Here is a 12,824-nt window from a genome sequence, read left to right as displayed (position 1 = left end):
GCAAGAAACCACTCAATTGAGTGGTTTCTTTTTTAACTGGGATAAGCTTACTTATTTAGAAAAGCTTGTAGCTCTTCAGCAGAGATGCCTTGCTCTGCAAGTTCTTTTGCCAATAGCTGAACCTGCTCACCCTTACGAGACTCTACCACACGCTGAAATTGGTAAATGATATCTCGCAAAGTATCGATTGGAACTTGTTTTGCCGCACTGCGAATACGCTCTTCACTTTGGTTGCCTAGCTCTTTAAGCAGTTTACCAAACATGACCTTTTCAGGTGCATCTTCCATTTGTTCTAAGACGCGCGCCATTTCGTAGGTTGTTAATGACATTACAGTATTTTCCGTTGGGGACTAACGTTTCAATGAGTGACAAATATACCATGTTTTAACGTTTCGAAAACCGCCATTTGTATATTTTGTCACCCTTGTAACTTATGCCTTAGCAAACGTCGTGTGCCAAGACTTACCCGCTTTGCTCGCAAGCACTAATAACGCAGGAACAATCAGGAACATTTGCAGAGCAATCATCACTTGCGACGTTAAATCAAGACGTTGCATGGTACCCACAAGAAGCCCTGAACCGCTCATTTGGAACAAGCCAAGCAGCGCAGCAGCTGTACCCGCACGGTCACCGAAAGGTTCTAGAGCTTTACCTGCCGCAGCACCAAGAATCCAAGCAAAGCCAACTGACGATAAGAAGATCGGTAGCATGAACGCGATTGGAGTAGCGTGCTCAGCAAGCACCAACATAATCACACCCGCTAAGCCCAGCGTCGAGATACCAACCACCAGTGCTTTATAGGTACCAAAACGGTCCATAAACTTCGGCGCTGTGAATGCTGCGATGATATTAATTGCCGCGTTTACACCAAACCAAAAGGTAAATTCGCTCATCGTCAAACCTAGGTTTTCCATCAACACAACAGGTGCAGAGGTAACGTAAGCAAGGATTACCGCCATCGCCATCAAGCATAAAGTGGCATGGAAGATAAATGACGGTGTTTTCAATACCGACCAGTATCGCTCAAGCTTGAATACCGCAACCTTTTCTGTCGCAGGGTTAGACTCTTTCATTTGGAAGAATAAGATAGTGCCAACAACGACAGCAAAGCCTGCCATAAAGCTAAAGTTCGAGCGCCAACCAAATTGATGTGTTAACCAAGCGCCAAGAATGGGTGCCAAAGCAGGAATAAAACAGATTGCACCATTAAGGTAGCTGATCATACGGCCGCTCTTCTCTGGGCCAAATAGATCGCGAACCGTTGCAAAGGCTGCTACAGAAGTCGCACAAGCTCCTAAGCCTTGTAGCAGCCGAGCCATTAGCATCATATCAATCGATTGAGCTGCCCACGCCAAGCAAGCACTCAATGCATAGATACTAACACCTCCCAATGCAACGGTTCGACGTCCTAGCTTATCAGCCAAAGGGCCAGCAAATAATTGCCCGACACCCATGGCGAATAAAAACCAGGTAATCGTATCTTGTGCTAGCGCATGTTCCACGTGAAACGCTGTCGAAATTTGTGGCAGAGCTGGTAGGTAGATATCAATAGCCAGAGGGCTAAATAAAACCAACATTGCCAATAAAGCAACCTGCAGTTTACTAGGGGTTGGAAGCGCGTTAGAAGGCACAAGATTCTCCGAATGAGTTAATTTAGGTGCATAATAACCAACTAAAGATATGAACAAAAATGGCATATACTCATTAGCATTATTCCAAATAGGAAACTCATATGAATATTGAGAAACTATCGCGCCTCGACCTCAATCTATTAGTTTGCTTGCAGGTGCTGATGGAAGAGCTAAGTGTGACTCGCACCGCCCACCGATTGTGCCTAAGCCAGTCAGCGGTTAGTAAGTCATTGGCCAAACTTCGTGAGCAATTTAATGATCCCCTTTTCACGCGAAGTGCTCATGGTCTGCGACCAACACCAAAGGCGGTCTTTCTCAAACCTCGATTAGAAACGCTGATCAACCAACTTGATGTGCTCACCCAACCAGAGACCTTCATTCCCAACAACAGTGACCACAGTTTTCACATTGCGGCTGTTGAGAGCGTTTACCCACTTATTCTTCCCCACTTTTTACCAGCGATATTTCGACAAGCCCCTAAGGTGAATATCAACACCCACGCTTGGACGGAGCAAACCTTTAAGAAGCTGCAGCTCGGTGAGCTCGATATCGGACTCACAGGTAAAGACATCGACATCAACGACGCACGTTTAACTATGCTGCCGCCAGATGATATTTGCGAGCAAGAGATCTACCGTGACGCGCAGATGTGTGTGCTAAGACGCAACCACCCCGCTCTGAATGGCAAATGGGATCTGGAAACCTACCTTGCACAGCGTCATGTACAAGTAAGATGTGATGGTAACGATCGTTGGCTGCTCGACTATAAGCTTGCCGACCTTGGCCACCAACGTGATATCGCTATTTCTGTTCCAGACTTCAATAGCGCCGCAAGCCTATGTACCTACACCGACTTTGTGTTTACTGCACCAAGCCACTTTACTTACCTCGTCGCCAAGCAACTCGACTTAGTGGTTGTCCCTTTACCGATGGAATTCCCACCGATGGCATACACTCTGTTTTGGCACCGTGACAGAGAAAATGACCCCGCGTTAACTTGGCTACGAGATATCATCAAAGAAAAAACTCTGCACCTTAGATAAAAATGGCGTACAGCGTTTGCAGCAAACGAACAAAAGCGCTAGCTTATTGACCTAATAAGTCCCCTCGCATGTATATCGACTGTGAGTGTTAACAAGGACCCTAACAATAAGGATAAACACAGATGCACAATATCACTGCTGAACGCGTTGCTGCGGTTCGAGCTTGGCTTGAAACAAACAACCTAGATGCCGTTATCATTCCACATGAAGACGAATATCTAGGTGAATACGTTCCTGCTCATAACGAGCGACTTCACTGGTTAACAGGTTTCACTGGCTCTGCTGGTGCGGCAGTTATCACTCGTGAGAACGCTGCTATTTTTGTTGATGGTCGCTACACGGTTCAGGTTCGTAAGCAGGTACCAGCAGAGTTATTTGAGTATCGCCACCTTATTGAAGAGCCGGCTTTAGATTGGATCACAAGTTCTCTAGCACAAGGCAGCAAGGTTGCATTCGACCCACGCATGCACACTGCTGCTTGGTTGAAAGGCGCTCAAGCTAAACTGGCAGAGAAAGTTGAACTAACAACACTATCTTCGAATCCAATTGATGAGCTTTGGTCTGATCGTCCTGAGCCGGTGGTATCTGATGTTCGCTTAATGGCAACAGACGCAGTAGGCCAATCAAGTGAAAGCAAACGTGCGGAGATTGCTGGCTTACTAAAAGCCAAAGGTGCTGATGCCGCTATCCTTACGGAACTCGATTCGATCTGTTGGTTGCTTAACATTCGCGGCTTGGACGTATCTCGCCTACCTGTTGTGTTATCCAATGCGATCATCCACGCCGATGAAAGCGTCGACTTCTTCCTAGACCCAGCTCGTATTCCTACGGGCTTTGAAGCACACGTTGGCAATGGTATTCGCGTATCTCACCCATCAGAGCTTGAAGCACGCCTTCAATCTTTGGAAGGCAAAAATGTATCTGTCGATTCAGGTACCAGTAACGCTTGGTACACGCTGGTTATACAAAACTCTGGTGCTCATATCATTGAAGCAGCAGACCCATGCCTAATGCCAAAAGCAGCAAAGAATGAAACTGAAATTGCCGGCATGAAAGCGTGTCACATTCGTGATGGTGTTGCGATGGCGAAGTTCCTATCTTGGATTGATGCAGAAGTCACGCAAGGTAATCTGCACAATGAAGCTGTGCTAGCAGACAAAGTTCAATCATTCCGCGAACAAGACCCAACGCTGATGGACCTAAGTTTTGACACGATTTCAGCAGCAGGCGGCAACGCAGCAATGTGTCACTACAACCACGAGAACCAACCTGAACCAGGTCAGTTAGAGATGAATACTCTTTACCTAGTCGATTCAGGCGGTCAGTACCTAGATGGTACAACCGACATCACTCGAACTATCGCGATTGGCCAGCCAAGCGACGAAATGATCCAGCAGTTCACGTTAGCGCTTAAAGGTCACATCGGTATCGCGCGTGCACGTTTCCCACAGGGTACTCGTGGTTTCCAACTTGATATTCTAGCTCGCCAACACTTATGGGCAGTAGGCTTCGACTACGACCACGGTACTGGTCACGGTGTTGGTCATTTCCTAAGTGTTCATGAAGGTCCGCAAAGCATCTCTAAGAAGCTAATCGATGTACCTCTTGTTGAAGGCATGGTGTTATCAAACGAGCCGGGTTACTACCGTGCAGATGAATTTGGTATCCGTATCGAAAACCTAGAACTGGTGGTTGAGCTGCCAACTCAAGGTGACTTCTCAGTACTAACGTTTGAGTCGCTAACACGTTGCCCTATCGATAAGCGCAACATCAACGTCGATTTACTGACACGACCTGAACTTGCATGGCTTAATGATTACCACCAGAAAGTATGGAACGATGTTAGCCCATTAGTTGAAGGTGATACATTGGAATGGTTACGCCAATCAACCACTCCACTTGCTCATGCTTAATGCTTAATGCTTAATGCTTAGCTAATTCAAACTTAATGAAATGAAAAACGGCCACCTTAGGGTAGCCGTTTTTATTTGTCGATTTAACTTCGTCGATGTTTCACGTGGAACATAAATCTGCGTGTTCGCTAACCAGAGTAAGCACTGTGCCAGTCTCTCCACACAGGATCAAAACCACGTTGACGAATCATTGACTCAACATCGGCAGCACTTCGCTCATCACTTATTTCAAATTGCTCGAGTTCTTCTTCATCAGAAGCATAACCACCAGGCTGGGTTTTAGACGCAGCCGACATACTGGTGATTCCCAATGGCAACACATTGTCACGGAAAGCTGCAGACTCACGAGTCGAGAGAGACAATTCAACCTCAGGGTTTAATAAACGATACGCACAGATAAGTTGAACCAACTGTTTATCACTCATAATCGATTTAGGCTGCAAACCACCCTCACACGGACGAAGACGTGGGAATGAAATCGAGTAACGTGTTTGCCAATAAGTACGCTCAAGATAGTCTAAGTGAGCGGCCACGAAGAAACAGTCGGTACGCCAATCTTCCAAGCCAATCAAAGCGCCAATACCTATCTTATCAATACCCGCTTTTGCCAAACGATCGGGCGTTTCGAGCCGGTATTCAAAATCCATTTTATTGCCACGCAAGTGGTGTTCCGCGTAGGTACTTGGGCTATACGTTTCTTGGTAAACCATCACCGCATCTAAGCCGAGAGTTTTAAGCTCTGCGTAGTCATCTTGATCAAGCGGCTGCACTTCCATCGCAAGATAGTTAAATTGTGCCTTAATATTCGGTAGCACTTCACGGAAGTACTTCATCCCGACCTTGGTTTCATGTTCACCAGTCACCAACAATACACTATCAAACTTCATCTTTTTGATAGCGGCACTTTCAGCATCGATTTCATCTAAAGTAAGTGTGCGACGCTTAATGCGGTTCTCCATTGAGAAACCACAATACGTGCACGCATTCGCACATAAGTTTGAGAGGTACAATGGAATATACAACGACATTGTATTGCCGAATCGCTTGCGTGTGAGTGCCAACGATTGTTGCGCCATCTGCTCTAAGTAAGGTTCTGCTGCCGGAGAGATAAGAGCCTTAAAGTCTTCCAAGTCGCGTTTAGGTTTACTCAGAGCGCGCTCAACATCCGCTGCCGTTTTACTGAAGATGGACATACCAATGTCATCCCAGTTGAGCTGTTTAAATCGATCAACAAACGTCATAAGGACACTACTCGTCTAGGAATGAAGTTAGCGGACTAGAAGCAACCGCATGAGACACCTGTCCAGCAAGACCAGAAAGGTAAGCCATACGGCCAGCTTCAACTGCCAGTTTAAAAGCAATCGCCATATCAACGGGTTGTTGAGAAGCCGCAATTGCAGTATTAACTAACACGGCATCCGCGCCCATTTCCATTGCACGAGCAGCATGAGATGGCGCACCAATACCAGCGTCAACAATCACAGGGACGTTCGCTTGGTCGATAATGATCTCTAAGAAGTCTGCCGAAGCGATACCTTTGTTCGACCCAATCGGCGCACCTAGCGGCATAACCGCAGCACAACCCACCTCTTCCAATCGTTTACACAACACTGGGTCAGCATGACAGTAAGGCAACACAACAAAGCCATCTTTAACCAGTTGCTCAGCCGCTTTTAATGTCTCAATTGGGTCTGGCATCAAGTACTTTGGATCAGGGTGAATTTCCAGTTTGAGCCAGTTTGTGCCTAGCGCTTCGCGAGCCAAATGCGCAGCAAAGATGGCATCCTTCGCGTTCTTCGCCCCGGAGGTATTTGGTAACAAGTTCACGCCAGCATCAATGATGGGCTGTAAAATATCATCTTGCTCAGAGCGAATATCAACTCTCTTCAACGCCATGGTTGCCAGTTGAGAACCGGAAGCTTCGATAGCACTCGCCATTAAATGTTTATTCGCGAACTTGCCCGTTCCAGTAAAGAGTCGTGATTGAAATGTTTTATCTGCGATAGTTAACATAGTTAGCCTCCTGCAATAGCTTGGAAAAGAGAAATAGCATCGCCTTCATTGACAACCGTTTGTTGCCACTGACTACGCGGGACAACCGCATTATTGATAGCAAAGACACAGCCCAGATCGGGTAATGAAAGCGCTTGGATGATATCCGCTAGAGACGACGATTGTGCAACCTGTTCTGGTTGCTCATTGATAGAGATCGTTATGTTGCTCATTGGGTTTCTTCTTCTAAATAGTTAACTGTAGATGTGCAGCAAACGGGGCATTCACTATCTTGAGTGACACTTAAGTTTTGCCAGTTCATCGTCTGACCATCAAACAGTTTGAGCTGATGTGTTGCAACTTGGAACTCGCCAGTGCTAATACGTTGAATCGCAGCCAGTGCTTGGAGGTTGCCTATGGTGCCAACGACTGGGCCTATGATGCCGCTATCGCTACAACGTGTCGTTTGCGGATGGTGACTGAACGGGAATAAACAGTGATAGCACCCTTTCTGATTCTGATAATCAAATACAATAAACTGGCCTTTCCAACCGATTGCAGATCCAGAAATCAAAGGTGTATTGCTGCCGAAACACACTTGGTTAACCTGCTGGCGTGACGCAAAGTTGTCAGTACAATCCAACACCAAATCAGCGAGCATCACTTCAAGTTCAAGCTGACTGTCACTCATTCGCTGATTGATGGTTCTAACTTGACTGCGACTATTGAGCTCAGTCAGTTGTTGCTTCATAGCTTCGACTTTAGGCGAACCTAACTGACTTTCTTTGAACGCGACTTGTCGTTGCAGGTTAGACGAATCCACACAGTCATCATCAACCAACACGATCTTTCCGACACCCGAAGCCGCAAGGTAAAGAGCGGCAGCATTGCCTAAGCCACCACAACCAATCACTAACACATGGCTGTTTAATAGATTTCGTTGCCCTTGCTCACCGACTTCAGGTAACGCAATTTGTCGTTGATAACGAATAAACTCAAAATCACTCAGCATAGCTAGGCTCCTGCACAACCTCTTTACCAACATTTGAAGGTTTAGGCTTCATCAATTTTTCAAAAAACTCGATCACCTTTTTGGGGTCTTCCGCTAATGTAATCGCACGAACAACCGCCAAACTCGACACCCCACAATCCCACACCTGCTCAGCTGTCGATTGGTCAATACCACCAATAGCGACCGTCGGATAACCGATGAGTTGTTCTGTGTATGGGATAGTATCAATCAGCTGTTGATACAGAGATAAACGAACTAGACCCTGAGGCTTTGATGGCATCTGTTTAGTTGTTGTTGGGAAGATGTGGCCCAGCGCAATATAGCTTGGGTTGATCTGAACAATGCGTAGCAACTCGTAATAGCCATGAGTCGATAACCCAATCTTTATACCCGCAAAGCTCAACTGTGAGAGATTTGATTCTTCAATATCCTCTTGCCCCAAATGAACACCAAAAGCGTCATGCTTGAGTGCAAGCTGCCAGTAATCATTGATAAAAACTTGAGCGTTATACTCACGACCAAGATCGATAGATCGTGCGACTTGTTGTTCTAAATCCGCTTGCTGTGGGTTCTTAATACGTAGTTGGACAGTGTTGATTCCAAGCTTGAGCAATCTTTCGATCCACTCAACATCATCAACTACTGGGTATAAACCGAGGCTACTCTTACTCAACTCAGGAAAAGAAAGTGATGTCCCTTGGTTAGCCCAACCTACGCTTATGTCCAATCGTTGATCTTCAAGAGCTGGAATTGGAAAGTTTTGGTAATGTGCTGGCCATGTTCCACGTGAAACATTGGACGCTGCGCGAGCTAAAACTAGTGCGTCTTCTAATGGGAATTCCAGCGCCAACAAAGTAAGTAACCAAGCAAAGTGGCCGCGATTATCTAACTCCTGATGAGCTGTTGTGTCACTCTTGATAGCACGATTAGCATCCAGGTGTGACCAGATATCCAGTACAGCTGAATCATCTGAAACACCGATATAAATGGTATTCGGAGTTTGTGTAAAGGCATCACAAACGTCAGCTAGCGCGACTGAATTGCTGTAATCAACAACATGGTTCAGTTCTGCTAGCTGACACACCGTCAATGAATCAAGATCATGAGCGAAGCCAATAGATAACGCCTGCTGAGAATCAACGATAGAGAAGTATTGAGTTGGGCTTACACCCAACTCAACCGCATCACTTGCTAAGCCTTGTCGCTTAGCAACCAATAGACAGTTCTGCACCTCTCCCGTTAACTCAATATTTTGAGATGGGATGAGAATCTTCACTGTCATTATTCCTCTAATTGAGCTTCTTTTGCACCGACTGCAGAGTGGTAAAGTTCAGAGCCAGTATCACGGAACTCTTGTGATTTTTGACGCATCCCTTCCAACGGGTTATCTAGCATCTTAATCTCGATAGCCTGATCCGCGGCTACTTGTTCGGTGTCTTTCGCATACTCTCGAACTTCTTGAGAAATCTTCATCGAGCAGAATTTAGGTCCACACATTGAGCAGAAGTGAGCAACCTTGCCCGACTCTTGTGGCAGAGTTTCATCATGGAAAGAGCGCGCGGTTTCAGGATCTAAAGCTAGATTAAATTGGTCTTCCCAACGGAATTCAAAACGTGCCTTTGATAATGCATTATCTCGGATTTGTGCGCCCGGGTGCCCTTTAGCGAGGTCCGCTGCGTGTGCTGCTAGCTTGTAAGTAATCAAGCCAGTCTTCACATCTTCTTTATTTGGTAAGCCTAGGTGCTCTTTAGGGGTTACATAACAGAGCATCGCACAGCCGTACCAACCAATCATGGCCGCGCCAATACCAGAGGTAATATGGTCGTAACCAGGGGCAATATCTGTCGTCAATGGGCCTAAAGTATAGAAAGGCGCTTCATGGCAGTGCTCTAACTGCTCGTCCATATTCTCTTTAATCAGGTGCATTGGTACATGTCCAGGACCTTCAATGATCACCTGAACATCGTATTCCCAAGCCACTTTAGTTAACTCACCTAGAGTACGTAACTCCGAGAACTGAGCCTCATCATTGGCATCTGCAATAGAGCCAGGACGTAGGCCGTCACCTAGTGACAAAGCCACATCGTACTTCGCACAGATCTCACAGATCTCGCGGAAGTGTGTGTATAGGAAGCTTTCTTGGTGATGTGCAAGACACCATTTCGCGATAATAGAGCCACCACGAGAAACAATACCTGTCACACGCTTAGCCGTCATAGGAACATAACGAAGAAGCAAACCAGCATGGATAGTGAAGTAATCAACGCCCTGCTCCGCTTGTTCAATCAAAGTATCGCGCATCACTTCCCAGTTAAGGTCTTCCGCAACGCCATTCACTTTTTCAAGCGCCTGATACATGGGAACCGTACCAATTGGTACTGGGCTATTACGTAGGATCCATTCGCGAGTCTCGTGGATATTACGGCCGGTGGAAAGGTCCATCACGGTATCGCCACCCCAGCGAGTCGACCAGACTAGCTTCTCAACTTCTTCTTCAATCGAAGAGCTTACTGAAGAGTTACCGATATTGGCGTTCACCTTCACTAAGAAGTTTCTACCAATAATCATCGGTTCTGATTCTGGGTGGTTAATGTTTGAAGGGATAATAGCTCGACCTTCAGCAACCTCTTTACGCACGAACTCAGGAGTGATCTCTTTCGGTAGGTTTGCGCCAAAATTATGGCCAGGGTGTTGATGGTTAAGCTGCTCATCAGCGAACTTCTGACGTCCCATGTTCTCACGTATCGCAATGTACTCCATTTCAGGTGTGATAATACCCTGACGAGCATAGTGCAACTGAGTAACACATTGGTTGTCTGTTGCGCGACGAATTCTAGGCAGGTTGCCGTAGCGAAGGTCGTCTAGAGTTTCATCTTCTAAACGTTCTTTGGTGTAAACAGAGCTTACGTCGTCTAACAGTTCCGTATCACCACGCTCTTCAATCCATTGCTCTCGCAACTTAGGAAGACCGCTATACAGGTCTATTTCATGCGTAGGATCGGTATAAACACCGGAGGTATCGTAGACATGAATAGGCTCATTAGATTCGAATACAGGCTCTTTTTTGGTGCCACCGACAAGGCTATCTGCGAGTGATATTTCTCGCACAGGGACTTGGATATCTTCTCGAGATCCTTGGATGTAAGCTTTTTTTGAATTTGGATAGGGTTGTACGGATAAAGAATCAATGAAATTCTTCGCTTCCAGTCTTGCTTGTTTACGACTCGACATAGCATTTTTCCTTGGCTTTTAGCCATTATTTATTGGGATAAAAATGCTTGACGGATTAGATGCTACAAGAGGGATCACGGTAAGAAATACAGTTGTGATCTGGAGATAGATCTCTAGAAGGATTCTAGTTAGATATCTACTCTTGTTCCCTTCGCAGGTATTAGCCTGATCAGGTTCAACGGATCCCGAGTTAACGGTCTCAGCCATATGGCACTCCGACAAGTTCGATCGAGTATATAAAAACGGCTTGGATAAACCAAGCCGAGTTGTTAACAAATCGTAAGAAAGTTTTAAGACTTTATCAAAAGTTGGAAGCCGATCCATGCTGCTGAAATACTGAGAACCACGTTGAGCAACACATTAAGCCCCATCTTAAAGAAAGCGCCCTGCTGCATAAGAAGCACGTTATCCATCGAAAATGTAGAGAACGTAGTCAGTGCTCCAAGGAAACCGAGGCCAATGATCTGTCTCCATGGTTCAGTCGCAATCATCTCATTTTCGAATGCGGCGATGAGCAAGCCCATAATCAAAGAGCCGATCACGTTAACGGTCAACGTACCGTAAGGAAAGCCACGCCCTAACATCACTACACATAACTCTGAAATCAAATAGCGCGAACAAGCACCAAATGCGCCACCAATGGCAATAAAACCTAAAATAGATAGCTGACCCATGAATCCTCCCAAATAACAGTCCCTATATTCTAGCTTTACCGCCGATAAAAGCGAGGGTAGAAACTAAGAATGCATGCGCAAAAATTAAACGTTACAGGTGTCACTTAACTTCAATATATCCCATTAGTCCCGTTTTCATGTGCTCAATGACATGACAGTGGTACATCCAACGTCCAGAGTTGTCTGCAACAAACGCAGCTTTCGCTCGACAATTTTTCCCAAGTAACACAGTGTCGGTATGGAAGGGTTCTTCAATTTTTTTACCATCAAGTTCCAATACAGTAAATGTATGACCATGAATATGAATCGGGTGATGATATTGAGTGACGTTCTTAAGATCGAATATATAGGTTTTTCCCAGCTCTAAAGTCGCCAACGGTTCAGGGATATTATCTTTGCTCATCCCCTCCCATGCTCGTTTATTAGTTAGCCAAAACTTAGGCATAGATTTTCCATCTTTAGATACTGGAGAAACCGCCCCTTCCCATTCAAATAAAAAGTCGATTTCTTCTGCGTTGGCGAGATCTAAGTTAGGCACGGGATTCAGAGGCAATGAAGGAAGTGTTTGGCCTTCTATTAACGTTGAATCTACAACCTCAAACTCACACAAGGAGAACGGAAAACGCCCCTTCATTTGAAGGACACTCACTTGCTCGCCCACCTTAGGAGCAATCAGCCCAAGGTCGACACGCATACCTGGGCCAATTTTATGTTGAGTCAGCTTATAAGGTGTCTTTACAGGGTTACCATCAATGGCAATGACCCATGCTTCTGCCCCTTCGACAGCTATAGGGTAAGTGATCGTATTGTCGACATTAGCGATACGTAGCCTGGTTGTTGCATGTTGTTTTAACTCATAGACAGGCTCATGTATTCCATTAACGCTACTCCACTCTCCTGGCGTACCCATACGAGCACTGAGTCGTGGGATCATTAGATCTTTCCATTGGCCTTTCTTATCTATATGCCAATGTTTAAGCATCAGTACGTGCTCTTCATCAAACGGCACTGGAATGCTCTCCTCAACGATAATTAGACCAACCAAGCCCATACCAAGCTGCTTAACGCTGTTCATATGTGGGTGATACCAATTAAAGTAAAAATGTGATCTAATTAAGATTGATGAATTATTGTGAAATTTAGCCATGGATAGCCTTAATAACACTGACTTCAAAAAGCTTGCGAGCCAGCAAAAAACCATTCAGATGAAGATGCGTTTACTTGCGCTCGCACACTTTAAAGACGGCCTCTCTCGTACACAAATTGCAAAATCTCTCAAAGTCAGTCGAACCAGTGTCAATAAATGGGTTCGGATTTTTTTTGAAGAA

At 45.6% G+C, this 12,824-nt stretch carries 12 protein-coding genes, 1 pseudogene and 1 riboswitch; of the genes and pseudogenes, 3 read left to right on the top strand and 10 right to left on the bottom strand.

From position 1 onward, the window contains the following. Window positions 1-47: 47 nt before the first annotated feature. Together AB4375_RS19155 and AB4375_RS19150 are read right to left on the bottom strand one after the other, a co-directional pair. Window positions 48-329 (bottom strand): hypothetical protein, encoded by a 282-nt coding sequence (locus tag AB4375_RS19155; RefSeq protein WP_009848181.1) that lies wholly within the window; start codon window positions 327-329, stop codon window positions 48-50. A 102-nt stretch (window positions 330-431) separates the two neighbouring features. Beyond that, window positions 432-1,631 (bottom strand): multidrug effflux MFS transporter, encoded by a 1,200-nt coding sequence (locus tag AB4375_RS19150; RefSeq protein WP_029235644.1) that lies wholly within the window; start codon window positions 1,629-1,631, stop codon window positions 432-434. Between the two features lie 101 nt (window positions 1,632-1,732). On the opposite strand from AB4375_RS19150, the gene AB4375_RS19145 reads away from it, so the two are divergent. Together AB4375_RS19145 and AB4375_RS19140 are read left to right on the top strand one after the other, a co-directional pair. After that, a complete protein-coding gene (locus AB4375_RS19145) occupies window positions 1,733-2,674 on the top strand; it encodes a LysR substrate-binding domain-containing protein (RefSeq protein ID WP_017061320.1) in 942 nt (313 codons plus the stop codon). 122 nt (window positions 2,675-2,796) lie between these two features. Continuing rightward, window positions 2,797-4,587: an aminopeptidase P family protein gene (locus AB4375_RS19140; protein ID WP_372052320.1), complete on the top strand. Its 1,791-nt coding sequence runs from the start codon at window positions 2,797-2,799 to the stop codon at window positions 4,585-4,587. A 128-nt stretch (window positions 4,588-4,715) separates the two neighbouring features. On the opposite strand, the gene thiH is transcribed toward AB4375_RS19140, so the two are convergent. The 8 genes and pseudogenes from thiH to AB4375_RS19100 all read right to left on the bottom strand — a co-directional run. After that, entirely contained in the window at window positions 4,716-5,828 is a 1,113-nt protein-coding gene (gene thiH / locus AB4375_RS19135; RefSeq protein WP_017061318.1) for a 2-iminoacetate synthase ThiH, read from the bottom strand. 7 nt (window positions 5,829-5,835) lie between these two features. Next, window positions 5,836-6,600: a thiazole synthase gene (locus AB4375_RS19130; RefSeq protein ID WP_017067772.1), complete on the bottom strand. Its 765-nt coding sequence runs from the start codon at window positions 6,598-6,600 to the stop codon at window positions 5,836-5,838. Between the two features lie 2 nt (window positions 6,601-6,602). Then, entirely contained in the window at window positions 6,603-6,812 is a 210-nt protein-coding gene (thiS, locus tag AB4375_RS19125) for a sulfur carrier protein ThiS (RefSeq protein ID WP_048610390.1), read from the bottom strand. Then, window positions 6,809-7,591 (bottom strand): ThiF family adenylyltransferase, encoded by a 783-nt coding sequence (locus AB4375_RS19120; RefSeq protein WP_372052318.1) that lies wholly within the window; start codon window positions 7,589-7,591, stop codon window positions 6,809-6,811. The genes thiS and AB4375_RS19120 overlap by 4 nt, the downstream gene beginning before the upstream one ends. Continuing rightward, window positions 7,581-8,873, bottom strand: a complete 1,293-nt coding sequence (locus AB4375_RS19115) for a thiamine phosphate synthase (RefSeq protein WP_017069599.1) — start codon at window positions 8,871-8,873, stop codon at window positions 7,581-7,583. Before AB4375_RS19115 ends, AB4375_RS19120 begins: the two co-directional genes overlap by 11 nt. Further along, window positions 8,873-10,822 carry a phosphomethylpyrimidine synthase ThiC gene (thiC, locus tag AB4375_RS19110; RefSeq protein ID WP_372052317.1) on the bottom strand — a complete coding sequence of 650 codons (1,950 nt, stop codon included), beginning with the start codon at window positions 10,820-10,822 and terminating at the stop codon, window positions 8,873-8,875. The genes AB4375_RS19115 and thiC overlap by 1 nt, the downstream gene beginning before the upstream one ends. Window positions 10,823-10,951: 129 nt before the next feature. Further along, window positions 10,952-11,050, bottom strand: a riboswitch (TPP riboswitch). A gap of 62 nt (window positions 11,051-11,112) precedes the next feature. After that, window positions 11,113-11,496, bottom strand: coding sequence for a fluoride efflux transporter CrcB (crcB, locus tag AB4375_RS19105; protein WP_017069597.1), 384 nt, complete (start codon window positions 11,494-11,496; stop codon window positions 11,113-11,115). 100 nt (window positions 11,497-11,596) lie between these two features. Then, a pseudogene (locus AB4375_RS19100) lies at window positions 11,597-12,586 on the bottom strand (multicopper oxidase family protein); the annotation flags it as partial. Window positions 12,587-12,641: 55 nt separating this feature from the next. On the opposite strand from AB4375_RS19100, the gene AB4375_RS19095 reads away from it, so the two are divergent. After that, the coding region (locus AB4375_RS19095) for a helix-turn-helix domain-containing protein (protein ID WP_372163523.1) at window positions 12,642-12,824 on the top strand (183 nt) is incomplete at its 3' end.

Source organism: Vibrio sp. 10N.261.51.C6 (genome assembly GCF_041471785.1).
GTDB lineage: Bacteria > Pseudomonadota > Gammaproteobacteria > Enterobacterales > Vibrionaceae > Vibrio > Vibrio crassostreae_C.
The sequence above is the reverse complement of the archived record's forward strand: the minus strand, read 5'-3'. Positions and strand labels throughout refer to the sequence as shown.

Coding starts and splice junctions, on each gene's coding strand:
- AB4375_RS19155 (WP_009848181.1), bottom strand. CDS start 329: ATGTCATTAACAACCTACGAAATGGCGCGCGTCTTAGAACAAATGGAA.
- AB4375_RS19145 (WP_017061320.1), top strand. CDS start 1,733: ATGAATATTGAGAAACTATCGCGCCTCGACCTCAATCTATTAGTTTGC.
- AB4375_RS19140 (WP_372052320.1), top strand. CDS start 2,797: ATGCACAATATCACTGCTGAACGCGTTGCTGCGGTTCGAGCTTGGCTT.
- thiH (WP_017061318.1), bottom strand. CDS start 5,828: ATGACGTTTGTTGATCGATTTAAACAGCTCAACTGGGATGACATTGGT.
- AB4375_RS19130 (WP_017067772.1), bottom strand. CDS start 6,600: ATGTTAACTATCGCAGATAAAACATTTCAATCACGACTCTTTACTGGA.
- thiS (WP_048610390.1), bottom strand. CDS start 6,812: ATGAGCAACATAACGATCTCTATCAATGAGCAACCAGAACAGGTTGCA.
- AB4375_RS19120 (WP_372052318.1), bottom strand. CDS start 7,591: ATGCTGAGTGATTTTGAGTTTATTCGTTATCAACGACAAATTGCGTTA.
- AB4375_RS19115 (WP_017069599.1), bottom strand. CDS start 8,873: ATGACAGTGAAGATTCTCATCCCATCTCAAAATATTGAGTTAACGGGA.
- thiC (WP_372052317.1), bottom strand. CDS start 10,822: ATGTCGAGTCGTAAACAAGCAAGACTGGAAGCGAAGAATTTCATTGAT.
- crcB (WP_017069597.1), bottom strand. CDS start 11,496: ATGGGTCAGCTATCTATTTTAGGTTTTATTGCCATTGGTGGCGCATTT.